We start from the raw sequence: 25,196 nt of genomic DNA, 5'->3' as shown, positions 1-25,196 counted from the left end.
ACCTTAGCAGTTGTTTTGCCTATTAAGTTGCCTTGCTGGCTCGAAGACGGACGCCAAACGCGTTCATCACAGTTATCCATTGGTCGCTTGGGAGGTCTGGTCCAGCCTCGTCCAGATCGAGCATGTCGGCGATCACATCCCAAAAATCGCGTTCACCGCCTGGGCACAGCATTGTCCATTGCGCGAATGCGATCCTGTAACCGGGAGCCTTCGACGGAGCAGGGCCGCTCCAGTCGACGCCGCCGTCGCGGGCTAGCCACCGTTTAAGCCCTTCGATTGCTTTGGCTGCGTCATCAGGGAAGTGCAGAAACCGAGTGTGATCGATGCCGGTCTGACGCTTGACGAACGCCAGCAATGCCGCGTCGTCGTTCTTCTCGATAAGCCCAAGGTTGTAGCCTGCGATCCACAGTGCCTGGAGCTTTTTGGCAAACGGACCAGTCAGCTTTTGCCGTCCGTTTGCGCGGCGTTCAATGGGTTTGAAACCTTCGCTGCGCAGAACCGTCAGAACCTGTTGCCGCTCGGTTTCGGTCATGGATTTAGTGGATGTCTTACCAGTGATCACTCGAAGTTTCGCGCGGTATGTATCGTCATCAAACCCGAGCTGCTTTTTGGCGACGTGGATGGCTGCAATGGAACTGCTCATAAATTACCTTTCGAAGGGGTCAGGCCTGATCGTCTTGATCATCGACCACAGGATCGTTGGCGTTGTCGGCTCTGAAATATTGCGGGACAAAGATGCGGGCGTAGACGAACAACACCGTCCAACCCTCGGCCTGGGCGCGGCTCCATCGAGCGTTTCCGCGCTTGGTGTCGGGGTAGACCGAATGGATGCTTTCCGGCCGTGTCTTCCGGTAGCTATGGCCAACGATTGCGCCTTCAGGCGAACAAAGCGCATAGCCCTCCGAGTAGGACGGGTTGAGGATGGAAATCGTCTTCACCAGTCTGCATCCCCAAAGTGATTAAGGCGCAAGGGAGGAGGCGGTAACGCGAGTTGCGCGGATTTGGCTTTCGGCTTTCGCGCGCTTGCTTTGTCCGCTTGCTGTTCTTCTCGCGTACGGTCCAGCTCCCGGAGAAGGCATCCAAGGCTGTAGTGATCGCGCACCTCAATTTCGATACGGACCATCGACTTGCCGTTTTTGCTTGAAGCAGAATAGCTTTTGACGGTGCAATGCTCGTCCAGAAAGATGGTGCTCACACTGCACCGCCGTCTAAGGCTTCGTCAGAAACGGCTTGCCCTTTCGCAATGGCTTTCAGGGCCATATCGAGTGGGACAGATGCCCCCAATTCAATTTCTGCCAAAGCCGCGAGCGCTATCAGCGCTTCCAGCATCTCTTCACGCACATTGAGGGCGTCTGCGATTTGCTGAGCCGTATTCTCAGTGTCCTCTATCCACTCGCTGACCCGTAGAACTGGAAACCTCATGGACAATGTAACAGTACCATCATCATTTATTCGTCCACCCGGAAGTCGGGTAAACAGAACGTGGTCACCTTGGGCTGACCAGTGCGCTGGGTTGCTCATATCACCGCACTCCCATCTCTGGCTGTAGCTTGCTCTAAATTGCTGATCCGGGCCTGCAACGAGTATGCGACGGCCTCATGGGCGTCAGGGGTCTCGCCCATATCCTCGCAAAACTGAAACCAATCGGCTGCCATACGATCGGCCCGCTCGTTAGCTTCCCGCAGTCGTTCCTCTAGTGCTGTGACTTTATCCAGTTTGACCAGGACCATATCGCACAGGGCAAATTCACGGGCTGCGTTCTTCTCAATGTCCCAGGCTGTCAAAAGCCATTGAGGCTCTTTGTGCCATTCGCTTGTGCCGAACCAAACCCGCATAGGGACGGCGGTACGAATACCGTACTCGCCCCGCCAGTTGGTATAACCAAACGTCAATGGCTGATCAGTCGGCTGCTGTGTCATGCGTTACTCCCGATTAGCTTTGTGGGTTGATTGTCTTCGTTGACGCCACGAGCGAGCGTGACCTTTCCACCCGCGTCCCATCCGGCCCATCTGGCGTTATCGAAACGACTTTTGGTCACCTTTGGTGTGAAGGGCGCGCTATAGGGGTTTGCACGGTCACGGGCATCGAGTGCCTTTCGGTGCTCGTCAGCGTCCATTGTATCTGCAAACACCTTGTAGAGACGGGGTATGAGCCGCGTGATCATGCCGCTGCCAAAGTCACGTGCGGCCTGGGCGCGTGTCGCAGGAGTGCGGCGGCGGCGATAGAAAGCGCCCTTACGAAACTTTGCCGTTTCGTGTTGGATTGCGTTTTCGCAAACCTCCAACAGGTACACCGCCACGGTTGTACCGACAGGTCTGCCGGTAAATGTCACAGTGCGGACCCGTGCGCTCGTAAATGTCAGAACGGCAGTGTTGGTCGCCCGTCCGATCGCGGACCATAGTTTCGGTCCATCGGACTTGATCGAAAGTCGTGTGACGACGTCCTCACTGCCCATGTCCAGATCGTCATCCGTCAAACCATGCTCGCGCATCAGTTCGGCGGCCTTCATGGCTGCCGCCATGGCCTCGTCTTCGGTGCAGCCCTGCGCCGTAGTCTTCTGGCGCAAGGCTGCGATCTTCTTTTTCAGATTGTCCGTGGTCATTTTGCAGGTCCTATAAGCCGGGGTCGTACGCAGCCCGCCTTAGGGCGGGCTGCGGGTGTCAGTGGCTATTTCGCGAGCCTTCCCGCCAGCCAGCCGAGGCCAAAAGCTGCGAGGCTAAACAGCAAATCGAACAGTGCCGGCACAATCAGTTGCGCGCCGATCAATGTGGCGGCGATAATGCCCAGTCCGAGCGCTGGCAGTTTCGTGGCTTGGCTATCAGACATCATAGCTCGCAAGGTTTAGGCCCAGGCTACGGGCGATCTTGTCGAGCACGTCCTTTTCCTTTGCATCGATCCCGCCCTGATCAGCGACATCGAGCGAGGATAGCAGCACAGTCTCAGCCATTTCGGGATCGCTGGCGATCTGCTCGATTTCCTTGTAAAGGCCGTTTCGTCCGACACGGCCACCTTGCGCCCGTTTCAGCATGGCGTCGGCGACGCGCTCGATTTCTGCAGGCTTGAAGGCGGCTGACAGGTTGACGTTTGAGGCAACGGCCTTGACCGTCTGATCGACTTCTGCGTCCGAGATGTCGCCGTCTGCGGCTGCAACCAATGCTGCAGCCGCGCATACAGCCTCTAGGAAGTCTTTCCGGCCGGAGTACTTGTTCACGCTACCGGAGAACTTTGCTTTCAATGAACCAAACATAACGATTTCCCTTTCTTGAAACGGTCCATCCGTTTCCAAATGCGCACGGCTTGCGGATGCAGAAGCGGATGATGGATGCGGAGCGGCGAGCCGCTCCGCCAGCTCGTTAGGCCGGGTTCTCGTGATTTGTTTTCAGCATGATTTCCAAGCTTGTCAGCTTGCGTTTCATCTGCCTGTTTTCCCGCACGAGCTCCGCCACGAGATCCGGCTTTTCGGAGCCTTGGACGAAGTCTGCGAAAAACCATTCAACTGTGACGTCAAGCGCAAGGGCAATGTCGATGAAGCGCGATCCAGAAACCCGATTGGTGCCGCGTTCGTACTTCTGGATTTGCTGGAACGTGACACCGCATGCCTCGCCAAGCTTCTCTTGCGACAGGCCGCGCAGCGTGCGCGCAGCCCTCACTCTGTCGCCGATCAAACGATCTCGGTCAGTGTTTATTTTGGTCATCATGCACCTGTCTTTGCGAGATCGATGGTGATGGCCTTGAATTCTGCGTCCACGCTCGAACGCTTGTAGAAGCGGACATACTCTTTGGAACCCGTGACGCGGATTGCATCGCGGATGGCGTCCATGGCTTTCGTCCAGCGCGCGTCGTTCATTTCAAGTTTAAGGAGCATGAACACATCAGATCGGCTAACTTGGCCTTCCTTGTCCGTGTTGAACGCGCGCGTTACCAATGACTGGATTTCCGGGCGGCTATCGGCGCTCCACTCTGTCAGGCATTCGTCAACCAGCACTTTGGCGACCTGCAATTCAGGGCCAAACGTAATCAAATCGGACACCTGAACTTGTACTTTCATCAGCCCGTCGTAAGTCTGGTAGGTGCGGTTTCCTTTCTTGCCGCCGATCTTCACATCGTACTTCTCGGCAAGCAGGGTATCGAGCGCCAACAGGTCAGAGGCCGTATGGTCACGGAACCGGGCGAGTTGGCCGTTCAACTCTTCGGCGAAGGCGATGCACTTGCGCACCGTTTGATCTTCCAGCTTGTACTGATCCTTGACGCTGGCGGCGGCATCGTAACCGCCCTTGGCGTTGATCATGAAATCCCTGCCGTTGATGACAATGATGCCTTCGGCGGGCTTTTCTTCCAGAATGACTGCGTCCATTTCGATAGTCCTCAAAGGGTGTTGGAAAGGTTATTGAAGAGGCTTCGCGGCATCACGCCGCGCCGCCTCCGTCTGGCGGTATGGGAGCGGTTTTCTCTTGGCGTTTCCGGTGGAGGGACACGACGCCGGGCGGCAGGGCTCCGGTGATGGCGCGCTCGATGTCTTCCAGTTCGCGCCGCCGTATCTCGTCAACGCAGTATCGCAACAGCAGCGCCATGGTCTGCATGACGCGAAGCTCAAGCCTGCGGCCTGCGGCTAACTCCACTTGAATTTCCTCGCGAAGATGTGAGAGCGCCTCTGAAAGGAAGAATGGCCCGTTTGATGTCATCGCCACGCTCACTTCTTGCCGAACTCGGGCCGGACGATTTTGTCGTCGTTGCCTTGAACCAATTGGCGAAGGGCACTCGTGCTTTCCTCGGCCATCATGACTCGGGCCTGCCTGCGCGGCTCGTCGCTGCGGAAAATGCACAGTTCCAGCTCTATTCCGATGGCGTAATCTCGGAGCACCCGTAGTTGCTGGTCGAGAATGATCTGGAACGGATGGCCGGGGAGGCATTCCGCAGCTTCGTTGCGAAGGTGCTGCAACGTCTCGCTGATTGTGGCGTCGTGGAAAGCCTGCATTACAGCAGCCCTCCAACATCGCGATTTTCCCAAGCTTTTTTGACGTGTTTTAAAGCGAGTTGTTCGCCCATGCCGTTAGACAGCATCAGGGCAAGCTTGATGGTCTTATCGATCTGGCGAAGGGCGCCGGCTTTCATGCCTATGCCGGTGAGGAACGTGATGCAGTCCTCGTCCTTGATGTTCCATGCCGCCAGAAAATCCGAAATATCGTCTGCGCGGGATCGTTCCTTCATGACGCGCTTGTCAAAGCGGCTGGAAACCTGTCCTTTGCTGGATGACGCCTTGCGGGTGTCCAGTTGAGTAGCGATTTCTTCATTGCCGACGAGGGCAACGCCGCACTCGTAAACATCGCTGAAATGACGAAGCTGGTTAACGGCTTCGGGCAGCAGGTTTTGTGCCTCATCCACAATCAGCAACGTCCCGTCACCGATCCGTTTCAGCTTCGCGCCAATGGCTCGCACAAGCTTGGCTGGGTTGTGTTCCTGAACACCGATTTCCTCGGCCAGCTCCACAAGCATCCCATGCGTGGTTTTGGTCGAAGGGCTGATCGTCGCGAGGTAAACGTGTGGCCGGGTATCGCGAAAGTTTCTGCAAGCGGTCGTTTTGCCCACACCGGCACCTAGCGTTACCATCACAAAGCCAGCGGTCACCTGTGTCCACGAAAGGGCGTCCACGATGTCAAAGGCAACCTTTGTCATGATGAACTTGGGCGACCGGGGAACGGATGCCGCCATCTGGGCGTTGACCTCAACAGCATCCAGCCACTGAGAAACGGTCAGGTTCTGATTTGGTAGAACGCCCTCATACTTGCCACTCGTCCATTGACTGAATGTCGAGTCAGCAATACCGGTACGGCGAGCGACTTCCGACTTAGTCCAGCCGTTCTGCTTGGCAACTTCAACAACACGCGAACGTAGCGTCTGCCATATGTGAATATCCTCTGGCATATGCTTCAATAGAAATTCAGCGGTAGGCTCGGGCGTATCCCACGCGGCACTTGTGGAGGTAGGCTTCTTCATCTAAGGTTCCTTTCAGGTACTTTTGTTGGGCGGGGTTTTCCCCCGCCCTCTTTTTTTGTCGGAACCGTACTCACTACTTACCGGCTCTTCTTTTCTTGGTGGGTTGCCCCACCGCATCCCCAGTGGGGAACTCGATCACGCCCGACATACGGGTGAGGGAACGTGAGAAACTGTTTGCCATTTCGTCATCACTGATTGCGTCCGGCTCGGGCGCATGGGCAAGGTTGCCGGTTATCAGTCGCGTGACTTTGGTTTTGATTGGCTGCTGCTTGGCCTGCGCGCGGCGTCCGTCATCGTAGAGCTTGCCAAGTTCCATCGGTGACAAGACCCTATGGGCGGCTGCTTGATCTTCGATTGCCTTTAGGTAGTTTTTGCGTGCTTTCGCATGCTCGCGACCAGCGGCGGTCGTATTGAAGCCAGTGTCATCAATGCAACGAGCCTCGCAAATCAGCTTGTTGTCGAGGTCGTAAACGCGAATAGGCTTGTACAGCGCGTCTGGATCGAACCGAATAATGAGTTTCTTTCCCACCAACTGATTGAGCTCGGGTGCGTGGTAGCGATTGCCCTGATAATGAATCGCCCCGTCCGGTTTTCGAGCGGTGATCCCCTCGGATGCAAGCAACCAAAGGTCCCGTTGTGCAGGTGAGGGCTGGCGGACGATTGTCGCGGGATGTGCCATGCTCTCAGCAAACACCGCATCAAAAGATCGTTTTTTGGCTGTGGCAGTATTACGGTCTGTGCGAGCGTTGTGCTCTTCAATGCGCAAAGCGACATGACTTTGCAGGTCCGCCAGAGGTATGATGCGAGAGCCGTGGTTCTCGGGCTTATCGTTGACGTTAGTGCCTGTGAACGCTCCAGCGACGCTCGGGTGGCGGCATATTTCCTCCGCCAAATCTCGCCACGCACGTTCAATAGGCTTGGACTGACCGGAGTAGGGCAGTGTAAAATGCGTTTCGATAGCGAGAGTTGTTAGGAGACCCATTGGGTCTTCCCGTTTCACCTTGAAGCGAAACCGCTGAACGTTCTTACCGCTGATCCACTTGGACGCAAACGCCTTACCGTTATCTAGGTATATACCGTCTGGAATGCCGTATGCTTCCACCATGTCCCCTATAACAAGACGAACGGCTTCCCATGTTTCACTTTCCGTCAAACGCCAAGCGACGATTTTGCCAGAGTAAAGATCTTGTATGCCGAGAAGAATAACGCGCGTCTTTCCCTCTTTCCAAGGAAGTTTGACGAATAGGTCGAGCTTGTGGCCGTCCATGTTGACGAGCTGCATTGCATGAAGATGCGAGCGTGTGCGCCTTTGAGCTGGATAAAGCTTTTTGGCTTCCTCTTTTCGCTCACGCATGACGATTTGTTCAGCGCGGGAAACTTCTGCTGCCAAGCGGCGACGCAGGGTGCGCTCCGATGGAATGGGAGCCCATCCGTGCTTCTTGGCTGCATTGACGACGCGACGGACAACAGCGGAGAAGCGCGGACGTTCAGGTCGAAGGTAGTCACTCTTGATGGCTTCCCATGCCATCGGATGGCATTCAGCGAACTCAGAGGTTGCTTGCAGGGACGGGGACAGCGCTGCTAAGCGATCATGCTTTCGAACACCTGCCAGCATTTGACGCCACCGGAAAAGATGTCTGTCACTGACACCAGCGACTTTCGCGGCTTCTGCAACGGCTACAACCACCTTTGCGCCAGCGCTAATGCGCTCCTCAACGTCGTCCACTGCCGCCAGTCGCTTTTTGCAGATGTCCTTATTCTTCTGAGAAAGAGCGTTGAACTTCGACCACAGCTCATGGCTTCGCTTTGCGTCTTCAACCGTTCTGTGAGGCAAGGTATTTGTTATCGTGTGACGCAACCTTGCACGGGCAACATCCGGCAACAGGCTAATATGATATTGCTTCCCGCCACCAGTTTGCCCGGACGGCCTGCACTTTTCGGCGAACGCATCCCATCCGGCGCGTTTCGCAAATTCACGAACTCGTCGTTCCGAATGCGGCAGGCCGGGCAGCTTTGCCTCTGCAAGGGCTTTGAATGAAAACCATTCTTTCACTGGCGCTCTCCCTGCTTTGCAGAGACGAAATCGCGAATGATCGTCTCATTGCGGGAAAGCCATTTCAGGGTTTCCAGCGCCGCCGCCATATGGGCAAGCATGAACTCGCGCTGCCCCTTGTTCAGGCGAACATGCTCACCCCGCACAAACATCGAAACCGCTGCGATCTGGCTTGCCAGTGAAACCTTGTTCGCCATCATCGCCCCCGCATGCTCTGGATAGGTGCCGCCGTCAGTTGCCGTAGCTTGGCTTTATTGCGCTCTTGTTCTTCACGCAGACGGGCAATCTCGGCCCACCTGGCCTCGTCGCCAATCAGCAACGTCGCGCCGTTGTCGGCCACAACTTCATCCCACAGCCATGTCGCGCCAGTGGCGTGAACAAAGGCAGAGAAGCGCACAAGGCTGATATCGTGTGTGGTTCGGCTTTCGGCGGTATAGGCGTCCAGCGTGGATTTGTTCAGGTTCGGTAGTCCGAGGTAGTGCGCCATACGGGCCGCAATGGTTGGCCGGTCATACTCACATTCGCGGATGGCCCGCGCCATGGCGCGCTTGATGCGAGCGCGAAAACGGTCGAGGTCAATGCGGTTGACGGGAACGCGAACCGGAAACACCGGACGCTCAAAAAAGTCCATCTGGAACGGATCGGGCTTCGTCATTCTGCAGCCTCCAGAATGGGGTCAACCATGCCGATGTGCTCCAGAAATTGCTGCTTGGTCTGCGAGTTTGCCCGCGCCCAGGCATCAATCAGCTTGGAGTAGATTTCCGATTGTGGATCGATTTTGACGGGCGTCGGCTTTGCAGCGCGAAGTACCAGATCGATATCGCGTTCAACTTTCAGCGTGGACGCAATTCGGCATTGTTCTTCTGGTGGAAGCTTTGCCAGCTTGAGCAGTCGGGTTTGATCGTTCTCGACAGCCGTTCCACGAACAGCCTCACGGAGTGACGGGTGCAGGTTCAAACCAATCTTTTGCACATTAAAATATGTGCGCCTGCCAATCCCTAGACGGTCTTGGACCCGCTCCGAAAGCTCTCTGCCGGGGGCGAAAATCAAAGTGCAATCGTTGCACTTTGATTTTCGGTCACCGCCTTGGGTTACTTTCCCATTTTTTTCTTCAAAGATTTCGCGGTACTTCATCACGAATAACCCACGATCAAGGGCTGAAAGCTCATTGCGAAACAGGTTTTCGCTGATTTCCATCAGTTGCGCTTCCGCCGCATCGGCGTTCACAACTATTGTGTCGATTTCCGTCCACTGATTGAGTTCCGCTGCCCGCAGACGGTGTCCGCCTGCTACCAGCGTGTAGGGTGTCGTTCCGCGCTTGGCGGCAGGTGTAGGACGAACCGTAATCGGATTGATCAGCCCACGCTCTGCCATGTTGGCAGCAATCGCCAAGGCATGGTCCTCATCGACAGGGCGGGCGCGATCTCCCACATTGATGGATGCCAATGGAATAAGTTTGAACTCGGCCATCACGCGGCCTCCTCGGAGGCATCCGCATACATCTCGCTCATGTAGATGTCTTTCGCGCGCGCCGCGATCCGCTGATATGCCTTTTCAAACATGGGCTCAGTCAGCCGTTCATCCACTTTGCGGATAGCCAGAATGATGTTGGCGCGAGCCATTCCGAGCACCGCCCAAATTCGGCGGCGTGGAATTTCAAATTCCGTATTCAGAATGTGAATGGCCACCTGCCGAGCGAGTTTCGCATCCAGCTGATCGACAGGAGGATTGATGATGTCACGTAAGGGAAGGTGGGAGAAATGGGAGCGTGTAGCGCGGAAGGCGCTGGCAACCATGTGCTGTGTACGATCTTCCGCCGAATATGGGTTAAGCATGACAAATTACCCCGACAACTTATGGTTTTTTAACTGGCAAAGTGTTTGCAGATGCGCAGACCGTGATCGTTCAGGATCGTTGCTAATGGTGTGTCTTGAAGCTTGATTTCAAGGTCGTTGTCTGGATCGAAAGGGTCATGGAGGACCGAAAGCGCAACCTCTTTGGCCGTGTAAAAGAGGCCTTCTGGCGGGAGTTGGTCTGCGCCAAACAGAGTGAGCAGTTCGACGAGAGCAGTTTGTGTTGAGATATCGTAGATTTCAGTCTCGACTGCGTTCTCTACAACTGAAAGAGCTGCTTCATAGCCAGCCGTTTTGGTAAGTGAGATCATGTCAATTCTCCTATGCTGATTTGTCATTGCGTCGGGATGCGAGCCCGTGTTGATTGTCTCCACCACAAACAATCGGGATGGTTGAAATGAACGAAGCTGACTTGAACTTGGACATGGCCCTTATTGAAATTCGCCTCACGAGCATGCTGTTGGTTGAACTCGTCGATAGCTTGCGAGCTCGCCAACTACTCACTCGGGCAGACGTCGCAGGCGCTCTTCTTAGAACCGAGTTTCGGGCAACCAATCCTGATGAGTGGAGCGAGGAGGCCAGCAAGTTCATCGACGTGAACCTTCAATTTGCTGAATCGAACACGAAGGAATGGAGTCACAGATTTGCGTTGGCTGCAGAGTTGTACACGCTGCAGGAGGCTCAAAAGGATTGGCTTCACGCAGGCAAACGGGGCAAAAGCCCGCTCTATCCTGGTGAAGTGATCTCACGGTATTCGACAGATGAAGACGGTCTGATTCTTCACATCGCTGATTTGGTTCCTTGGAACTCTGCGCGCAAATTCGAGCGCGAAAGGAGTTGATCAGGTCCCGTCGTGCACAGTTGTAGGCACGAGCTAGGGCCGGGTCATCAAAACCCGACATCACGCAGCCTCCTGCGTGCTCATGGACTCCGAATTGTACTCGTGCGAGAGTACCGTTGAGGTTTTCTTTGGATACCGATCAGGAAACAGTTCCTCGACTTTCTCCCCTAGAAAGGTCGCGATGATGGCTTCATTTTCGCGGTTGGGTCTGGTCCAGATCGTCCGAAAGCCGCCAGGGCTTCTGCCGTTCATTTGAGCAAGCTTAGTCAAAGTCATATGGCGGCGACGAAGCGCGCCAAGGATATCGTGCCGGTCCCAGCGCTTAGGCTTTGCCATGAGAACCTCCTGCATGAGCGGATGCGTTAACATCCGCTTTTTGTTGAACCATTGTGAGCAATCGCTGACCGCAAATGCGGCCTGCAAATGAGAAATGGACGCAAATGCGAACAAAGTCAAACGGTTTGTTCGCAAATAAGGCTATGGCAAAAAAACGATCTGATAGACTGACTGAACAACAGCTAGAAGACTTCCGATTAAGGCTGAGGGAGGTGCTTGGGGCCGAAAGCGAAACCCAGTTCGCCCGTCGCGCAAACTTGGCGAAATCTGGTCTAAATCGAATACTAAAGGACGGCACACCATCAATGGATGTGTTGATCGCAATTGCGGACGCCGGTGGGGTGAACGTTGGTTGGCTTGCGAACGGGAAAGGTGCAAAGTTTTTAAACAATGACACATACGCCGACGCAACACATCGACATCAAGGCCAACCAATTGCAGCTGTGACAACAGCCCAAGAGGATCGCTTTCACAAGGGGCTACCCCTAAAACGTGGTATTATGACGATTGTATCAGAGGTTCACAGCGATGCTGGTATCTTTCTCCCGCCAGACGAGGTGGCTTTGATTGGCATGGAAATTTATGCCGAATTGAAAAGCACCGTGGCTGACCTGGACGATGCCGAGGAGGTTGATCTTGCGCTGGCGCATATCCGGCACAAGCTGAAACGATCTGCCCTCAATGCGATACAAAATCCCGGGCTTGGCAAAGCCGAGGCCTCATGATCGTAAGACCAGATAATTGAACCATGCTCGTATTTCGATTGTTAGCAATATCTAACTTAGCGGAATAAGTGCGTATCCACAGGTCTTGAAGTTCCCACTATGTTCTATTAGGTGTGGAGCATGGTTGAGTCTCTGGGCGAGGCCCATGATCTGGGCTGGGAAATTTTCGTGAAGTGCGCCGCGCCCAACAGGGAAGGCCTAAAACTCGTGCGCCAGTGCCTATGGAGCTACCGCCTTGACATGCACACGATGATCGCGACACGCGGCCGAAATATGCCGTTGGTAAAGATCGGCGAACGTATCAAGTGCCCGAGGTGCGGCAGTATGAGGATCGAAGTGATGTTCAGCCCACCGCCAGAAAAATCCCGTAATTCGCAATTGATCAGAGCAGTGCAACGTCCGAGATAAACAACGCCAAATTTTTGATTATCTCTCTGTATTTATTAAATAAATTTCATCTCGGACGTTGCGTCCAAGATAAAATTAGAATTTACGTCGAAAATTGCCATTGTCTTGTGGCGAATTTTGATCTGCTAAAATTCTACGTGTGTAATGATTATAATGGTTTGAAGATGCTTGAAGCGCTTTCAAAGCGTTCTCAAAGACCTTTTGAGACAAACGCCAGTTTGGAGCGTGTATTAACCGACAGGCCATTTTTCGTAGGTAGAGCACTGTCAAAAGTGCGATTTACGATTTTATTGGCAACCGCATAGGTCCTTGAAATTTAACACTTTCCCGCCAAATCCCACCTATTCCCGGGCAATTCCATAATTCATCTTATCTGTGGCAGACAACACTTGTTGTAGCGTGACACGGCTCTTCGGAATTTTGACACTGTAGCGTGACACGGCTCTTCGGAATTTTGACACGAGAAATCGGAATTTGAAGATCTCTGGCTGCGGTGTCAAACAGTGTTATAAAACGCTTGAAAAGCAGTTAAAACCTTTTGGAACCATAAAACGAATAGCCCCGCGTTTAAGGCGGGGCTTGGTATGGTTGTGCCTAAGCACTGATGACTTCAGTGACGCCACTGCGACGTTACTGGTTGATCACGACGTCCACCACCTTCCGACTGACCAGATTGTATGCGCAAAAATAACTAACACGTTTCCAAGCACCGAACCCATTTTGAAGTTTAAGTGCCTGCCCCATTAGCAGCAGAGTTTTTTGGTCTTTCTTTGCCCACCCCGCTGGCAGGAATTTCGGTTCAGTCCAGCTATCTGTCCATTCAAAATCCCACTTAGGCAGCTTCTCGATTGCAAGTCTGCAATCTACTGATATTTGAATTGACAACTCGTCAAATGCGCATTGAGGATCAGCTAAGCAAGCCGCCTCTTTAGCTCGTACAGCCTCTTCTGCTAGGGCAGCTTCCGCCTTTGCAACTTCATCTTCCTTCAATTTCTGTTCTGCCGCCTTTTTTTCCCGTTCCTCTTCTTCAGCAGCCTCTGCTTTCGCAAGTTCTTCATCTTTCTGCTGCTGTCTCTTTGCAGCCTCGGACTCTTGTATACGTCGCGCCGTTTCGTTCTCTTCAGCTTGCTGTATCAATTCACGATCGCGTCTGAGCTGCTCGCTTCGCCAACTGAATGAATCTGTAAAGCCTGCATTTTTGGCCGCCATCCGGTCGCTAGTGCTTTTAAAGCCTTCAGCGACCGCATCAGCATTTTGAAAATGCGATATCGCTGCTATCGAAAGGACAAAAATTATAAACGAGCCCCAAGCACGAATTTTTGCCTTTCTGCGTCTCATTTTAGAAAAATATGCAACCAAGGCAAACCACACCATGGCAGACAATCCGGCTAAGGCGGTCAGCGCAAATAAAGTATCCAAGCAATCTCTCCATTACTCATCCGCATGTTGCAGCAAACTATTTGTCTATGAGGAATGAGTCATGTGAAAAAAACGAATCCTTGAGAGTTCGCCACGCATACGCTGCAGCCAGTGAGACCACTCCGTTACCGGCTGCATCGGATCGGTCCACCCGATCGGCCAGCCCATGATCCAGTCCGAAAAGTTCGGGTTGAAGGTCAGGTCGCCGATCAAGGATCGGGCTCCAGCGTTCAAACTCAGATGGAGCGGGCGCGAAGAGCGGAAGCTGAACGGCTTCGTCGGCCGGGCTCCGCAGGCTTTCATCAGTAGCCAGATGTGCGTCCACACGCGCGCAGCCTTGCCCAGGCCGAACTGCGATCCCGCTGCTGCTGCATCGTCGCGCATCCGGAAGCAATCGTTCACCAGCTCCAGCTCGATTTTCGTGCAATAGAGGGACTTTGTCGGCGTGGGCCACAATGAAGAGCCGCCGACGCTGGTGGGATGCGCCGACTTCTGCCGCGCTGAACAAGCCCGCTTTGATGCTAAAGCCCAGGCGGGCAAGGTCTGCGAAGACTGCATCGGCGCCCAGGGACATATGGCCTTCGACGTTTTCGAAGAAACACCATTCGGGTTCAAGCTCCGCGATGATGCGGGCAATGTGAGGCCAGAGGTGACGGGGATCATCTTGTCCGAGCCGTTTACCGGCAAACGAGAAGGGCTGGCAGGGATAGCCGCCAGTGAGGATATGAACCTTTCCACGCCAAGGGCGGCCATCGAAGGTGGTAACATCATCCCAGACAGGCGCGTGATCCAGGGCCTTGTCTTCCATCCGCGCCACCAGCACGCTTGCAGGGAAGGCTTCCCGCTCGACGTAACACACAGTCTTGTATCCGGGTTCTGCGATATGCAGGCCGAGTTCCAGTCCTCCCACGCCAGCGCAAAGCGCGATGCCGTGGAGAGGTTCTGAGTTGGCAGTAAGTTCGGCGGTAAAGCCGTTATCGGGACGTAGAGCCACACGAGTGTTTCCTTTGCGGCTGCTCGTGGCAGTCGGGCAGGGGCTCGGTGTCCTGTGCGGGCAGTGGCCTCAGATGATTGAACGTGCCGCAACGGCGGCACTTGATTTCAGCGGAATTACGGCTTCCGTTTTGCCATCGAGCTTTCGGCCTGTTTCACCTGCGACCCAATCGGGGATGGGGTCTTGTCCACCTTTTTGTCCTGCTTGGGTTTGCGGGTTTCTTTATTGCTCTTTTGTTGACCCTTGGCCATGTGTTCAGTCCTTTATCGATTGTGCAGAAGATTGTTTCTCAACGCTTTTTTGATAGCGGCAGTACTCGTGGTCCGAACTGGTCGGTGCATAAAGGCGGGTGCAATACGCGTTGTCGCGGATTGTTTTGGCCGAGGGTGGGCCGTCGGAGGCGCAGCCTGTCAGTATTATTCCCAAGATAGGTAGAACATACTTCATTCTTTCAGTCTCCAATAGCTTAGACAGGAATGAAGATCGATCCACAAGCAACAATATTCAAGATCGGCTTAGGGCTTATAGGGTTTAATATCGCTGATGTCGTAGACCCATTTTGGTGTGGTTGGCGCAACCAGCGCCGGGTTTGCAATCGTCAGAAAGCTCTCGAATGTCTGGCTGCTGCCTGCGGGCACCCGTGCAATGACCAGCGTGCTGTCGTCCCCGATGACGGTGCAGGTCTCGGAAGGGCAATCCTGCAAGGTCACCCGCAGTTGAAACGATGACAGGGCAACCGAGGGACTGTTGTTAAAAATCGTGCCCGTCACCTTGTAGCTGGTCGCCGGTTTTCCCTGTGTGAACTGTAGATTTGTAAGCTGCAGATCCGCGGAGGTTAGAACTGGGCCGCCGGCGGGGGCAGTTTGTGTGAATTGCTCGGCGCGCCGTTCGGCGCTTTGGGTCCAGATCACCACCGTTGCCATCATCGCAAAGGCTGCTGCAACAAACAGGGCTGGCGTTATCACACGCAGGAAGTTCGGAGAGCGGCTTGAAAGCGAAACAAGCGCAAGCGTGACAAGAACAACAACCAACCAGACCATGCAGTACCTCCGATGTCCTTATATAATCATAGACCTGCCGATCCGAAAGGGGCTGTGCCTTTGCAAGTGCCAAATTGCTCAAATGCAATCCTACCGCAAATGGGACTTGACAAACTCTCGCAGCTGAATGAAATTATTTTCAATGGTAGATAATATTATCACCTTGGAGGAGGCCGGTGTCGATGCGGGGAGGTGTTTTGCGTGACGATGAGTCCAGCATGGCGACCCGCGCCGCCTGGCTGCATTACGCCGGAGGATTGACGCAGGCGGAAGTTGCCAAGCGCTTGGGTTTGACATCGCTTAAGGCGCACCGCCTGATTACCAAAGCCAATCAGGAGGGATTGGTGAAAGTTTATATCGATGGTGATGTGGCCGAGTGCATGGAGATGGAGCACACGCTCTCCGCACGCTTTTCGCTGGATTACTGCGAAGTTGTACCCGATTTCGACACGGACGATCTGCCGCTGAAAGCGCTGGGCATTGCGGGCGCGCAGTTTTTGAAACGCGAGATTGAGCGGGAGGGAAACGGGCTAATCGGCGTCGGGCATGGCCGCACACTTGCGGCGTGCGTAGATAACCTGCCGCGCACCAGCAATGCCAAGGTGCGGTTCGTTTCGCTGCTGGGCGGGCTGACACGAAAGTTCTCGGCCAATCCGCACGATGTTATTCATCGACTGGCGGAGCGCACCGGAGCGGAGGCCTATGTGATGCCGGTGCCCTTTTTTGCCAACACGGTTGAAGATCGTGATGTGCTGCTCAGCCAGCGCGGCGTTTGCGATGTGGTCGATCTGGCAACCTCGGCGGATCTCTTGCTGGTCGGCATCGGCACGGTGGAGCGGGAGGCGTCTCTGGTCGCAACCGGCATGATCGAGCAGATCGAAATTGAGGATATCATTTCTGGCGGTGGGGCAGGTGAGGTGCTGGGGCATTTTTATGATGAGGCCGGAGCACCCATCGAGACAACCCTGTCGGACCGCACGTTTACTCTGAGCCGGGAGGATCTCGCCACACGGAGGATCGTAGCTGTGGCAGGGGGCAAGGGCAAAACCCGGTCTATCCTGTCTATTTTGAAAAGCGGGCTGTTGTCTGGCCTGATTACGGATGAGCGTACTGCACAAACGCTCTGTCTGGGGTGAGGCCGCCGGGGAGGCGGACCACCAATCTTTGCATACCGGTCGGGGTCGCCGGAGGGCTCGGGAGAGAGCGTGTACCCGCAACAGGAGGAGGAAGTTATCATGCATGAGAAGGAAAAAGATCTGATCAGCGCATTTATGCGCGGACAAGTCGACCGACGTGGTTTGCTGAAAGGCCTTAGCGCTCTGGGCGTTGGTCTGGGAGCAGGCGGTACACTGCTGAACATGATGTCCACAACCGCGCTGGCAGCGGATTTTGACTGGAAAAAACATTCCGGCAAAAAACTGAAGCTGCTGTTGAACAAACACCCCTATGCCGATGCGATGATTGCCAATCTCGACAGCTTCAAGCAGTTGACTGGCATTGAAATCGCCTATGACGTGTTCCCGGAGGATGTTTATTTCGATAAGGTCACGGCGGCGCTGTCATCCGGCTCCACCGAGTATGACGCCTTTATGACCGGCGCTTACATGACATGGACCTATGGTCCCGCTGGCTGGATCGCCGATCTGAATGAGTGGATCAAGGACCCGACCAAAACCAGCCCGCAATATGCCTGGGATGATTTTCTGCCCGGCGTGAAGGCATCCTGTGCTTGGAACGGCCAGCCGGGCGGCGCGCTCGGTTCGGACGATGCCAAGCAGTGGTGCATTCCGTGGGGTTATGAGCAGAACAGCATGACCTACAATCCGGCCCTGCTGGAAAAAGTCGGCGCGGAAGTACCAAAAAATCTCGATCAGTTGATCGAGACCGCTGGCAAGGCCTCCAAGGACCTCGGCGGTCCCTACGGCATCGGCGTTCGCGGTTCCCGTTCGTGGGCCACCATTCATGCGGGCTTCCTGTCGGCCTATTCCAACTACGGGCAGAAAGATCTGACCTTGTCGGATGATGGCAAGCTGGCTGCCGCCATGAACACAGCCGAATCCAAGGCATTCCATGGCAAATGGGTTCAGATGATTCAGGATGGCGGTCCGAAGGACTGGTCCACCTACACCTGGTATCAGGTGGCCTCCGATATGGGTGCTGGCAACTCGGTCATGATGTATGACGCCGATATTGCAGGCTACTTCATGAATGGCGGCGATAACAAAATGGCTGGCAAGCTGGCCTATGCGCCGTTTGCCGCCAACCCTGAAGCCAAGGCACCAACGCCGAATATCTGGATCTGGTCACTGGCCATGTCCAACTTCTCCAAAGATAAGGACGCAACCTGGTACTTTATCCAGTGGGCATCCGGTGCAGAACATGCCATTTTTGGCGCCACGAAAATGGACTTCGTCAACCCTGTTCGCCAGTCCGTCTGGAAGGACGAGATTTTCCGCGAGAAGCTCAACAAGGGGTATCCGGGCTACGTCAATGCGCATGATACATCGGCCCCAGGTGCGCGCATCTACTTCACACCACAGCCGCTGTTCTTCGATGTGACGACCGAGTGGGCCGCCACGTTGCAGCGCATGGTGAACAAGGAAGTGCCGGTAGACGAGGGGCTGGATATGCTGGCCGAAAGCATCAACCGGCAGTTCAAGGAAGCAGGCCTTGGCTAAACTTTAAGGCAACAGCCGGGCGGTTAAAGTTTGTCAGGCGGGAGCCGGTTTTCCCGAACAGACAAGCGATAACAAGAGATCCTGAAGTCTGTCTGTTTTAAACTGAAGCGGACAGACTCCAGCGCCCGGCTACCCTGACGATCAATCAATTATGGACCCGATCTGCACCGCGTCTTTCGCGGCAGCTTTCGGCTGTCTAAATTCAAGGAGCGGAGCTGTCATGGCTTCAGTGACAACACCACAGAAAACAGCTTCCGGCTTCAAGATCAGCCGACGCTGGCTTCCCTATGTCTTGAGCCTTCCAGCGCTTCTGGTGTGCATCGGCATCCTCGTCCCGTTTTTTACTGCTGTCGTCTATTCGTTTCAGCGCTATCGGCTGAGCCAGCCCTGGGCGCGCCAGTTTAACTGGGGGGAGAACTACCTTAATTTTCTCTATGATCCGGCCTTTTGGAATACGCTGAAAATCTCGCTGATCTATGCGGGCGTTACCGTGGTGCTGGAACTGGCTTTAGGGCTTGGCATCGCGCTCCTGTTGCAGAAGCGCACCCGCATCAACAACTTCGTGTCGATCATGCTGCTGATGCCGCTGATGACCGCACCGGCGCTGGCCGCACTGATGTGGAAGCTGATGACCAATCCGGGCTTCGGGATACTGAGTTATCTCGCCAGTCTGGTTGGCCTCCAGAATTTTCGCTGGGCTTCCTCGCCCGATACTGCTTTGCTGACGGTGGTTCTGGTCGATATCTGGGTGTACACGCCCTTTATCATGATCCTGCTTCTGGCGGGCTTACGCTCTCTGCCAACGCAACCGTTCGAGGCTGCAGCGCTCGATGGCGTGCCGCGCAGCTTCGTGTTTTTCCGCATCACGCTGCCCATGCTTACACCCTATATCCTGACGGCAACGCTGTTTCGTCTGCTGGATTCCATTCAGCAGTTCGACATTATCTACGCCATGACACAGGGCGGGCCGGGCAATACGCTGACGGTGTTTCAGGTGGAAGCCTATCTCAACTTCTTCCAGTCCACCAATGTCGGGCGCTCGGCGGCGCTGATGATCATCCTGTGGGCCATCACCTACATCCTGTCCAACATCTTCATCAAAAACTGGCTGCGGCTGCGCGAACGCGCCCGTGGCGAAGCGTGAGGGCAAACACAATGGAATCCACATCGCTTCTTGAACGTATCCTGCGCGGCGTAGCCCTTGTGCTGGTGGTCGTCTTCTTCATGTTTCCCATTCTCTGGATCGTGTTGATGTCGTTCCAGACCAATGAAACGATTTTGAGCGTGCCGCCTTCGGTCATCTTCAGCCCCACGCTGGAAAATTATCAGGCGCTGATTACCGGCAAGCTGACGACGGCGGCGGGAACGCTGGATATCGCCTTCATGCGCAACCTCGGCAATTCGGTGTTTCTATCGACGGCGTCCGTGCTGATTGCCCTGCTGCTGGGCGTGCCAGCGGCCTACGCCTTTGCGCGGCACAAGTTCAGAGGATCGGAAGATATTGCCTTTACGCTTCTGTCGTTCCGCTTTGCGCCGCCGCTGCTGGTGCTGTTGCCGCTCAGCCTGTATTTCCAAAAGCTTGGGCTTTCGGACACGTATTTTGGGCTGATCTGGGTATACCAGCTTATCTGCCTGCCGCTCATTCTCTGGATCGTGCGCGGGTATTTTGAGGATATCTCGGCGGATGTGGAATACGCCTACCGCATTGCCGGACATTCGTGGTTCGCGACGTTCCGCAAGATCGCACTTCCGCTGGCGGGCCCCGGCATTGCGGCTGCTGGCCTTCTCGCCTTCATCTTCGCCTGGAACAACTTCGTGTTTGCCCTGGTGCTGGCGTCCGCTGACAAGCAGCCGGTCACCGTAGGCGCGCTCGCCTTTGTGACTGCCTCAGGCATTCAGTACGGGCAGATTGCGGCGGCCATCGTGCTGTCCATCGCACCGGTGCTGGCGCTCGCCATCTACGCCCAGCGCTATCTCGTCGAAGGTCTGTCGCTCGGCGCGGTGAAAGGATAATCGCCATGAAAAGCCTTGAACTCAAGAATATCGTTAAGCGCTACAAGACGCATACCGTTCTGGACAATCTGTCGCTGACCGTTGCGGAAGGCGAGCGGCTGGTGCTGTTCGGCTCGTCCGGTGCAGGCAAAACTGTGCTGCTGCGCATGATTGCTGGCGTCATCGAGCCGGATGAGGGCGCGATTTTGATCGGCGGGCAGGATATGCGCGATGTGGAGGCCGAAGATCGCGGCATCGGCATGGCCTTCCAGAACTTCGCCCTGTTTCCGCATATGAGTGCTTACGACAATATCGCTAGTCCTTTGACGGTCGGAAAATCTTCGACCTCGTCCATTGCCGATGGTGTGGGCAAGGTCGCCAGGCTGTTGAAGATCGATCATGTGCTTTCGCACCATCCCAAGGCCTTGTCCAACGGGCAGAAGCAGCGCACAGCGCTGGCCCGCGCGCTGGCCGGGTCTCCGCCGCTGTTGCTGCTGGATGATCCGCTTCGCAATGTGGACGCCAAGCTGCGGTTTGAAATGCGGCTGGAACTGCCGCGCCTTCTGGCCGCGCAGGGTGCCACCGTTGTCTATGTCACGCAGGATTATAAGGAAGCCATGGCGCTGGGGGACCGGATCGCCGTGATGGCCAATGGCACGATCCGGCAGATCGGCACGCCGGAGGTGATCTACAACGCTCCCGCCGATATCGAAATCGCGCGGCTGTTCGGTGATCCGACGATCAATCTTCTCGACGTAACGCCGAAGTCCGGCCCGGATGGCATCTATGTGGAACTGTCCGATGTGCAGATACCTCTGCCCGGCATGCCGGTGAGTGTGGTGGGCAAGCCCTGTGTGCTGGGCTTGCGGCCGGAGGCTGTGACCTTCACAACCGTACCCGGCAGCATTCCCGTGACCGTGGAAGCCGAAACACCGCTGAACGAAAAAACGGTGACGCTGGTGCTGACGGCCCGTAAGCGCGAAATTCTGGTCTCGCGGCCAGCTGGTACGCCGGGTCCCGCATCAGGCGCTGCAACCATCGCTGTTGATGGCAGCGCCGCGTTCCTGTTCGACAAGACAACCGGTGCCCGCATTGAAAGCATGGCCGAGTATAGGACAAATGGAGAAGCAGCATGAGTGAGAGCGCGCTTCAGATCAAAGCCGTCGATAAGTTCTACGGGCCGGTTGATTACGGGGTTCATGCGGTTCGCAACCTCACCATGGATATCAAAAAAGGTGAGATCATCGCGCTGCTCGGCTCATCGGGTTGTGGCAAAACCTCAACGCTGCGCATGATTGCGGGCTTTGAGCCGGTGTCACGCGGCACGATTGCGCTGAAAGGCAGGCCGGTGCAGATGCTGGCACCGGTGCGGCGCAATGTGGCCATGGCGTTTGAGGGTTACTCGCTCTATCCGCCATTGACGGTGCGTGAAAATATGGCATTCGCGTTAAAGGCTGCCAAGCTGCCTCAGTCCGTTGTGGACGAAAAGGTTGCCTATATCGCCAAGCTTCTGGAGATCGAGGACATTCTAGGCCGCTATCCCAGTTCCATATCCGGTGGTCAGCAGCAGCGTGCAAGCCTTGGCCGCGCGTTGATCCGCGATGCCGACCTGCATCTGCTGGATGAGCCGATGGGACAACTGGAGCCGCAATTGCGGGCGGTCTTACGCGGTCGCATCAAGCATTACATCAAGGAGCGGGGACTGACCGCCATTCTGGTCACCCACGACCAGACCGAGGCGAACGCTCTGGCCGATCGCATCGCGGTTATGGAAGGCGGCGTGCTGCAACAGTTCGACACACCGCAGGAAATCAAGGAGCGCCCGGCCAACCTGTTTACCGGCACCTTTGTGGGCGAGCCGCCGATGAACATTTTCGAGGCGGCGCTGTCCGCCTCGGCTGAAACGATCCGGTTCCTGTTAAAGGATGGCGTGGCGCTGACCTATGGCGCCCATGAGTTTTCGCAGGAGGTTCGCGATACCCTTCGCAACCGCACACAGGTCGTGGTCGGCATCCGGCCCTATGCCGTGCGTCGCGACGACAACGGGGTCAAGGCGCGGGTATCCGTCAACCAGTGGCTGGGCGACCAGACCCATATCGCCGCAGACTTTGCGGGCGCAACCATAGTGCTGGTGGAGCACGACCGCACCCACCTGCAACCAGGCGAGACCATTGGTCTGAAACTGGACCCGTCCAGCCTGCATGTCTTCGACACCCAGACCGGCGCTGCCATTTCGCACGGGCGGGCGCTGGCATGAACCGCGACATCCTCATCGGTATCGACGCGGGAACTTCGGTCATCAAATCGGTGGCGTTCGACCGCAGTGGCAAGCAACTGGCCTGCTGCGCCGTGCCTAATACCTATGAAGCCATTGGCCGAACCGGCGTCGTACAGGATATGAGCCGAACCTGGGCGGATACGGCGAAAACGCTATTGGCCTTGGCAGATAAGGTCGAGAATCTGAAGTCCCGCGTCATCGCCATCTCGGTCACGGGGCAGGGCGACGGCACGTGGATGATAGACGCGAAAGGGGAGCCGGTAGGTAAGGGATGGCTGTGGCTGGATGCGCGCGCGGGCGATATCGTCTCGCGACTGCGTCAGGACGCGGGCGATGAAGAGCGGTTTGCGCACACGGCCAGCGGGCTGGCTGCCTGCCAGCAGGGGCCGCAACTGCGCTGGATGCAGGACACTGCGCCGGATATGCTGCGCGGCGTCGCTACCACGTTTCACTGCAAGGACTGGCTGTACTTCAAGCTGACCGGCACACGCGCTATCGATCCATCCGAGGCTGTGTTCACATTTGGTGATTATCGGACGCGCACCTACTCCGATACGGTCATTTCCTTCCTTGGATTGGATCGCTTGCGCCATGTTCTGCCCGATATTGTCGATGGTTCGACAACCCACCACGTTTTAAGCGATGACGCGGCACGGCTCTGCGGTCTGAAGGCCGGAACGCCGGTTATTCTGGGCTATGTGGATGTGGCCTGCACGGCCCTGGGCGCGGGAATATTCGAGCCCGGCACCGACACAGGCTGCTCAATCATCGGTTCCACAGGCATGCATATGCGCCTTGCCGCCACGCCCGACGATGTGCGCCTGAACCCGGAGCGCACCGGCTACACCATGTGTATGCCGATCCCCGGCGTCTACGCGCAGATGCAGTCCAACATGGCCGCAACCTTGAATATTGATTGGATTCTCTCCGTCGCTGCATCCCTGTTGAACGGAATGGGCATTGAGAAGAGCAGGCCCGAACTGCTTGATCATGCCGACCGATGGATGGAAAGCGCAACACCGCATCCGCCGATCTTCCACCCCTATATCTCCGAGGCTGGCGAGCGCGGCCCGTTTGTAGACGCTGCGGCGCGGGCATCTCTGCTCGGGCTTTCCATCGGCCATGGGTTTGGTGATCTGGTGCGGGCCGTGTTTGATGGGCTGGCCTTTGCAGCGCGGGATTGCTACGCGCAAATGGGGCCGTTGCCCACCCGCGTTCGTCTGACCGGCGGCGCAGCGCGCAGCCGTTCGCTGCGCCATATTCTGGGCGGTATGCTGGGTGCAGAAATTCAGACCAGCGAGCGCGAGGAAGCCGGTGCGGCCGGCACGGCCATGATTGCCGCCGTATCGCTCGGACTGTATGGCTCCATGGAGGACTGCGTGAAGGAGTGGGTAACACCCTACCAGCGCGTGGGCGAGCCTGCCGATCCCGACCTTATTGAGCATTACACGCGCGGCTTTGCGGTCTACCGCCAATCGCGGCTGGCGCTTCAGCCCGTATGGCCCGCTTTAGCACACCAACAGGAACAGACGCCATGACCAAGAAAATTGCCATTATCGGGGACCGGTTCATGCTGCCGGAGATTTTTCGCGATAAACTGGTGGAAGCCTGTGGGCAAGACCATGACATCCGCCTGATGGAGCAGCCATGGCCCGATGAACCGATGGAGCATGGCTATGCCGTGGAAGGCATGGACGGGCTCAAGGAATATATGGGCAAGGCCGATGAAATCGTTGATTTCATTGGCGATGCGGAAATTCTGATTACTCAGCTTGCGCCGGTATCGGCGGGTATGCTGGCGCAAATGCCGGACTTGAAATTCATTGCAGTGTCGCGCGGCGGTCCGGTCAATATTGATGGAAAGGCAGCCCGCGACGCTGGCGTTCTGGTGGTCAACACGCCCGGTCGCAATGCAAGCGCCGTGGCGGAGTTCACGATCGGGGCCATTCTGGCTGAAACACGGCTGATCCGGGTCGGCCATGAGGGCTTAAGAAAAGGCGAGTGGCGGGGCGATCTCTACCGCGCCGACCGCACGGGACGCGAACTTTCGGAAATGACGGTGGGTGTTGTCGGTTACGGCAATATCGGCACCAAGGTGGTGCGGCTTCTGCGGGCCTTTGGCTGCAAGGTTCTGGTGCACGACCCCTATGTGCAACTGTCTGCGGATGATCGCAATGCCGGGGTGGAGCATGTGGCTTTGGATGACCTGTTGGCGCGGGCCGATATCGTGACGCTGCACCCGCGCGTCACCGAGGAGACCAAGGGTATGATGAATGCGCAAAGCTTTGCGCGCATGAAGCCCGGAGCCATTTTCGTCAACACCGCCCGTGGCCCGCTGGTCGATTATGATGCGCTGTACGAGGCCCTGACCAATGGTAATTTGTCCAGTGCCATGCTGGAAACTTTTGCGGTTGAGCCCGTGCCGGCCGACTGGCCGCTGCTTCAGCTCGACAATGTGACGCTGACCCCGCATATCGCTGGTGCCTCCGTGCGCACCGTAACCTACGCAGCCGAGCTGGCAGCGGAGGAAGTGCGGCGTTACATCGCCGGTCTGCCACCCGTCAATCCGTGCTGAAGGAGAACGC

At 56.0% G+C, this 25,196-nt stretch carries 33 protein-coding genes and 2 pseudogenes; 10 read left to right on the top strand and 25 right to left on the bottom strand.

Annotated elements, in window-relative coordinates; translation table 11 throughout:
- Positions 1–22: 22 nt before the first annotated feature.
- From IFT84_RS10225 to IFT84_RS10135, 19 genes are all read right to left on the bottom strand, one after another.
- The gene (locus IFT84_RS10225; protein ID WP_192118965.1) at positions 23–643 is read right to left on the bottom strand and encodes a regulatory protein GemA; all 621 of its coding nucleotides are present in this window, start codon (positions 641–643) and stop codon (positions 23–25) included.
- A 19-nt stretch (positions 644–662) separates the two neighbouring features.
- Positions 663–938: a hypothetical protein gene (locus IFT84_RS10220; RefSeq protein WP_192118963.1), complete on the bottom strand. Its 276-nt coding sequence runs from the start codon at positions 936–938 to the stop codon at positions 663–665.
- The gene (locus tag IFT84_RS10215) at positions 935–1,195 is read right to left on the bottom strand and encodes a hypothetical protein (protein ID WP_192118961.1); all 261 of its coding nucleotides are present in this window, start codon (positions 1,193–1,195) and stop codon (positions 935–937) included. The genes IFT84_RS10220 and IFT84_RS10215 overlap by 4 nt, the downstream gene beginning before the upstream one ends.
- Complete coding sequence (locus IFT84_RS10210) at positions 1,192–1,521, bottom strand: hypothetical protein (RefSeq protein WP_192118959.1); 330 nt, start codon at positions 1,519–1,521, stop codon at positions 1,192–1,194. Before IFT84_RS10210 ends, IFT84_RS10215 begins: the two co-directional genes overlap by 4 nt.
- Positions 1,518–1,919 carry a hypothetical protein gene (locus IFT84_RS10205; RefSeq protein ID WP_192118957.1) on the bottom strand — a complete coding sequence of 134 codons (402 nt, stop codon included), beginning with the start codon at positions 1,917–1,919 and terminating at the stop codon, positions 1,518–1,520. The genes IFT84_RS10210 and IFT84_RS10205 overlap by 4 nt, the downstream gene beginning before the upstream one ends.
- The gene (locus IFT84_RS10200; RefSeq protein ID WP_192118955.1) at positions 1,916–2,602 is read right to left on the bottom strand and encodes a DUF7168 domain-containing protein; all 687 of its coding nucleotides are present in this window, start codon (positions 2,600–2,602) and stop codon (positions 1,916–1,918) included. The genes IFT84_RS10205 and IFT84_RS10200 overlap by 4 nt, the downstream gene beginning before the upstream one ends.
- A 65-nt stretch (positions 2,603–2,667) precedes the next feature.
- Positions 2,668–2,826 (bottom strand): hypothetical protein, encoded by a 159-nt coding sequence (locus IFT84_RS10195; protein ID WP_192118953.1) that lies wholly within the window; start codon positions 2,824–2,826, stop codon positions 2,668–2,670.
- The gene (locus tag IFT84_RS10190) at positions 2,819–3,247 is read right to left on the bottom strand and encodes a tellurite resistance TerB family protein (protein WP_192118951.1); all 429 of its coding nucleotides are present in this window, start codon (positions 3,245–3,247) and stop codon (positions 2,819–2,821) included. The genes IFT84_RS10195 and IFT84_RS10190 overlap by 8 nt, the downstream gene beginning before the upstream one ends.
- 106 nt (positions 3,248–3,353) lie before the next feature.
- Positions 3,354–3,698: a helix-turn-helix domain-containing protein gene (locus IFT84_RS10185; RefSeq protein WP_192118949.1), complete on the bottom strand. Its 345-nt coding sequence runs from the start codon at positions 3,696–3,698 to the stop codon at positions 3,354–3,356.
- The gene (locus tag IFT84_RS10180) at positions 3,695–4,354 is read right to left on the bottom strand and encodes a DUF3164 family protein (RefSeq protein ID WP_192118947.1); all 660 of its coding nucleotides are present in this window, start codon (positions 4,352–4,354) and stop codon (positions 3,695–3,697) included. The genes IFT84_RS10185 and IFT84_RS10180 overlap by 4 nt, the downstream gene beginning before the upstream one ends.
- 52 nt (positions 4,355–4,406) lie before the next feature.
- Positions 4,407–4,688, bottom strand: a complete 282-nt coding sequence (locus tag IFT84_RS10175) for a hypothetical protein (protein ID WP_192118945.1) — start codon at positions 4,686–4,688, stop codon at positions 4,407–4,409.
- Positions 4,689–4,690: 2 nt separating this feature from the next.
- Positions 4,691–4,975 carry a hypothetical protein gene (locus tag IFT84_RS10170; RefSeq protein WP_192118943.1) on the bottom strand — a complete coding sequence of 95 codons (285 nt, stop codon included), beginning with the start codon at positions 4,973–4,975 and terminating at the stop codon, positions 4,691–4,693.
- Entirely contained in the window at positions 4,975–5,994 is a 1,020-nt protein-coding gene (locus IFT84_RS10165) for an AAA family ATPase (protein WP_192118941.1), read from the bottom strand. Before IFT84_RS10165 ends, IFT84_RS10170 begins: the two co-directional genes overlap by 1 nt.
- Before the next feature lie 73 nt (positions 5,995–6,067).
- Positions 6,068–8,047, bottom strand: a complete 1,980-nt coding sequence (locus IFT84_RS10160) for a transposase domain-containing protein (protein ID WP_342212857.1) — start codon at positions 8,045–8,047, stop codon at positions 6,068–6,070.
- Positions 8,044–8,244 carry a hypothetical protein gene (locus tag IFT84_RS10155; RefSeq protein WP_192118938.1) on the bottom strand — a complete coding sequence of 67 codons (201 nt, stop codon included), beginning with the start codon at positions 8,242–8,244 and terminating at the stop codon, positions 8,044–8,046. Before IFT84_RS10155 ends, IFT84_RS10160 begins: the two co-directional genes overlap by 4 nt.
- Complete coding sequence (locus tag IFT84_RS10150) at positions 8,244–8,702, bottom strand: hypothetical protein (protein WP_192118936.1); 459 nt, start codon at positions 8,700–8,702, stop codon at positions 8,244–8,246. Before IFT84_RS10150 ends, IFT84_RS10155 begins: the two co-directional genes overlap by 1 nt.
- A complete protein-coding gene (locus tag IFT84_RS10145) occupies positions 8,699–9,517 on the bottom strand; it encodes a ParB N-terminal domain-containing protein (RefSeq protein ID WP_192118934.1) in 819 nt (272 codons plus the stop codon). Before IFT84_RS10145 ends, IFT84_RS10150 begins: the two co-directional genes overlap by 4 nt.
- Positions 9,517–9,882, bottom strand: coding sequence for a hypothetical protein (locus IFT84_RS10140; protein ID WP_192118932.1), 366 nt, complete (start codon positions 9,880–9,882; stop codon positions 9,517–9,519). Before IFT84_RS10140 ends, IFT84_RS10145 begins: the two co-directional genes overlap by 1 nt.
- 29 nt (positions 9,883–9,911) lie before the next feature.
- A complete protein-coding gene (locus IFT84_RS10135; RefSeq protein WP_192118930.1) occupies positions 9,912–10,211 on the bottom strand; it encodes a hypothetical protein in 300 nt (99 codons plus the stop codon).
- Positions 10,212–10,297: 86 nt separating this feature from the next.
- On the opposite strand from IFT84_RS10135, the gene IFT84_RS10130 reads away from it, so the two are divergent.
- Positions 10,298–10,741: a hypothetical protein gene (locus IFT84_RS10130; protein WP_192118928.1), complete on the top strand. Its 444-nt coding sequence runs from the start codon at positions 10,298–10,300 to the stop codon at positions 10,739–10,741.
- Between the two features lie 60 nt (positions 10,742–10,801).
- On the opposite strand, the gene IFT84_RS10125 is transcribed toward IFT84_RS10130, so the two are convergent.
- Positions 10,802–11,077 carry a helix-turn-helix domain-containing protein gene (locus tag IFT84_RS10125; protein WP_192118926.1) on the bottom strand — a complete coding sequence of 92 codons (276 nt, stop codon included), beginning with the start codon at positions 11,075–11,077 and terminating at the stop codon, positions 10,802–10,804.
- A gap of 143 nt (positions 11,078–11,220) precedes the next feature.
- Here IFT84_RS10125 and IFT84_RS10120 point away from each other — a divergent pair, with 143 nt between their 5' ends.
- The gene (locus IFT84_RS10120) at positions 11,221–11,802 is read left to right on the top strand and encodes a helix-turn-helix domain-containing protein (protein WP_192118924.1); all 582 of its coding nucleotides are present in this window, start codon (positions 11,221–11,223) and stop codon (positions 11,800–11,802) included.
- 1,038 nt (positions 11,803–12,840) lie between these two features.
- Here the strand turns inward: IFT84_RS10120 and IFT84_RS10115 are convergent.
- The 5 genes and pseudogenes from IFT84_RS10115 to IFT84_RS10100 all read right to left on the bottom strand — a co-directional run bounded on the left by IFT84_RS10115 (position 12,841) and on the right by IFT84_RS10100 (position 15,663).
- On the bottom strand, positions 12,841–13,629 hold the full coding sequence (locus tag IFT84_RS10115) for a hypothetical protein (protein ID WP_192118922.1): 789 nt from the start codon (positions 13,627–13,629) through the stop codon (positions 12,841–12,843).
- 45 nt (positions 13,630–13,674) lie between these two features.
- Entirely contained in the window at positions 13,675–14,013 is a 339-nt protein-coding gene (locus IFT84_RS21420) for a hypothetical protein (RefSeq protein ID WP_244651182.1), read from the bottom strand.
- Positions 14,014–14,122: 109 nt separating this feature from the next.
- Positions 14,123–14,539 (bottom strand): annotated as a pseudogene (locus tag IFT84_RS21415) (DNA cytosine methyltransferase); the annotation flags it as partial.
- 64 nt (positions 14,540–14,603) lie between these two features.
- Positions 14,604–14,732: pseudogene (locus IFT84_RS21760) on the bottom strand (Com family DNA-binding transcriptional regulator); the annotation flags it as partial.
- Between the two features lie 406 nt (positions 14,733–15,138).
- Positions 15,139–15,663, bottom strand: a complete 525-nt coding sequence (locus tag IFT84_RS10100) for a hypothetical protein (protein WP_192118918.1) — start codon at positions 15,661–15,663, stop codon at positions 15,139–15,141.
- A gap of 182 nt (positions 15,664–15,845) precedes the next feature.
- On the opposite strand from IFT84_RS10100, the gene IFT84_RS10095 reads away from it, so the two are divergent.
- The 8 genes from IFT84_RS10095 to IFT84_RS10060 all read left to right on the top strand — a co-directional run bounded on the left by IFT84_RS10095 (position 15,846) and on the right by IFT84_RS10060 (position 25,186).
- Complete coding sequence (locus tag IFT84_RS10095) at positions 15,846–16,799, top strand: sugar-binding transcriptional regulator (RefSeq protein WP_192118916.1); 954 nt, start codon at positions 15,846–15,848, stop codon at positions 16,797–16,799.
- Between the two features lie 99 nt (positions 16,800–16,898).
- Positions 16,899–18,341 carry an ABC transporter substrate-binding protein gene (locus tag IFT84_RS10090; RefSeq protein WP_192118914.1) on the top strand — a complete coding sequence of 481 codons (1,443 nt, stop codon included), beginning with the start codon at positions 16,899–16,901 and terminating at the stop codon, positions 18,339–18,341.
- A 220-nt stretch (positions 18,342–18,561) separates the two neighbouring features.
- The gene (locus IFT84_RS10085) at positions 18,562–19,485 is read left to right on the top strand and encodes a carbohydrate ABC transporter permease (RefSeq protein WP_192118912.1); all 924 of its coding nucleotides are present in this window, start codon (positions 18,562–18,564) and stop codon (positions 19,483–19,485) included.
- A gap of 11 nt (positions 19,486–19,496) precedes the next feature.
- Positions 19,497–20,354, top strand: coding sequence for a carbohydrate ABC transporter permease (locus IFT84_RS10080; RefSeq protein ID WP_192118910.1), 858 nt, complete (start codon positions 19,497–19,499; stop codon positions 20,352–20,354).
- A 5-nt stretch (positions 20,355–20,359) separates the two neighbouring features.
- The gene (locus IFT84_RS10075; RefSeq protein WP_192118908.1) at positions 20,360–21,469 is read left to right on the top strand and encodes an ABC transporter ATP-binding protein; all 1,110 of its coding nucleotides are present in this window, start codon (positions 20,360–20,362) and stop codon (positions 21,467–21,469) included.
- Complete coding sequence (locus IFT84_RS10070) at positions 21,466–22,590, top strand: ABC transporter ATP-binding protein (RefSeq protein WP_192118906.1); 1,125 nt, start codon at positions 21,466–21,468, stop codon at positions 22,588–22,590. The genes IFT84_RS10075 and IFT84_RS10070 overlap by 4 nt, the downstream gene beginning before the upstream one ends.
- Positions 22,587–24,149, top strand: coding sequence for an FGGY-family carbohydrate kinase (locus tag IFT84_RS10065; RefSeq protein WP_192118904.1), 1,563 nt, complete (start codon positions 22,587–22,589; stop codon positions 24,147–24,149). Before IFT84_RS10070 ends, IFT84_RS10065 begins: the two co-directional genes overlap by 4 nt.
- Positions 24,146–25,186, top strand: a complete 1,041-nt coding sequence (locus IFT84_RS10060; protein WP_192118902.1) for a 2-hydroxyacid dehydrogenase — start codon at positions 24,146–24,148, stop codon at positions 25,184–25,186. Before IFT84_RS10065 ends, IFT84_RS10060 begins: the two co-directional genes overlap by 4 nt.
- Positions 25,187–25,196: the final 10 nt, after the last annotated feature.

This window comes from Rhizobium sp. CFBP 8762 (genome assembly GCF_014841565.1).
In the GTDB taxonomy this organism is placed as follows: Bacteria; Pseudomonadota; Alphaproteobacteria; order Rhizobiales; family Rhizobiaceae; genus CFBP-8762.
This window is presented reverse-complemented; position numbering and strand designations above follow the sequence as displayed.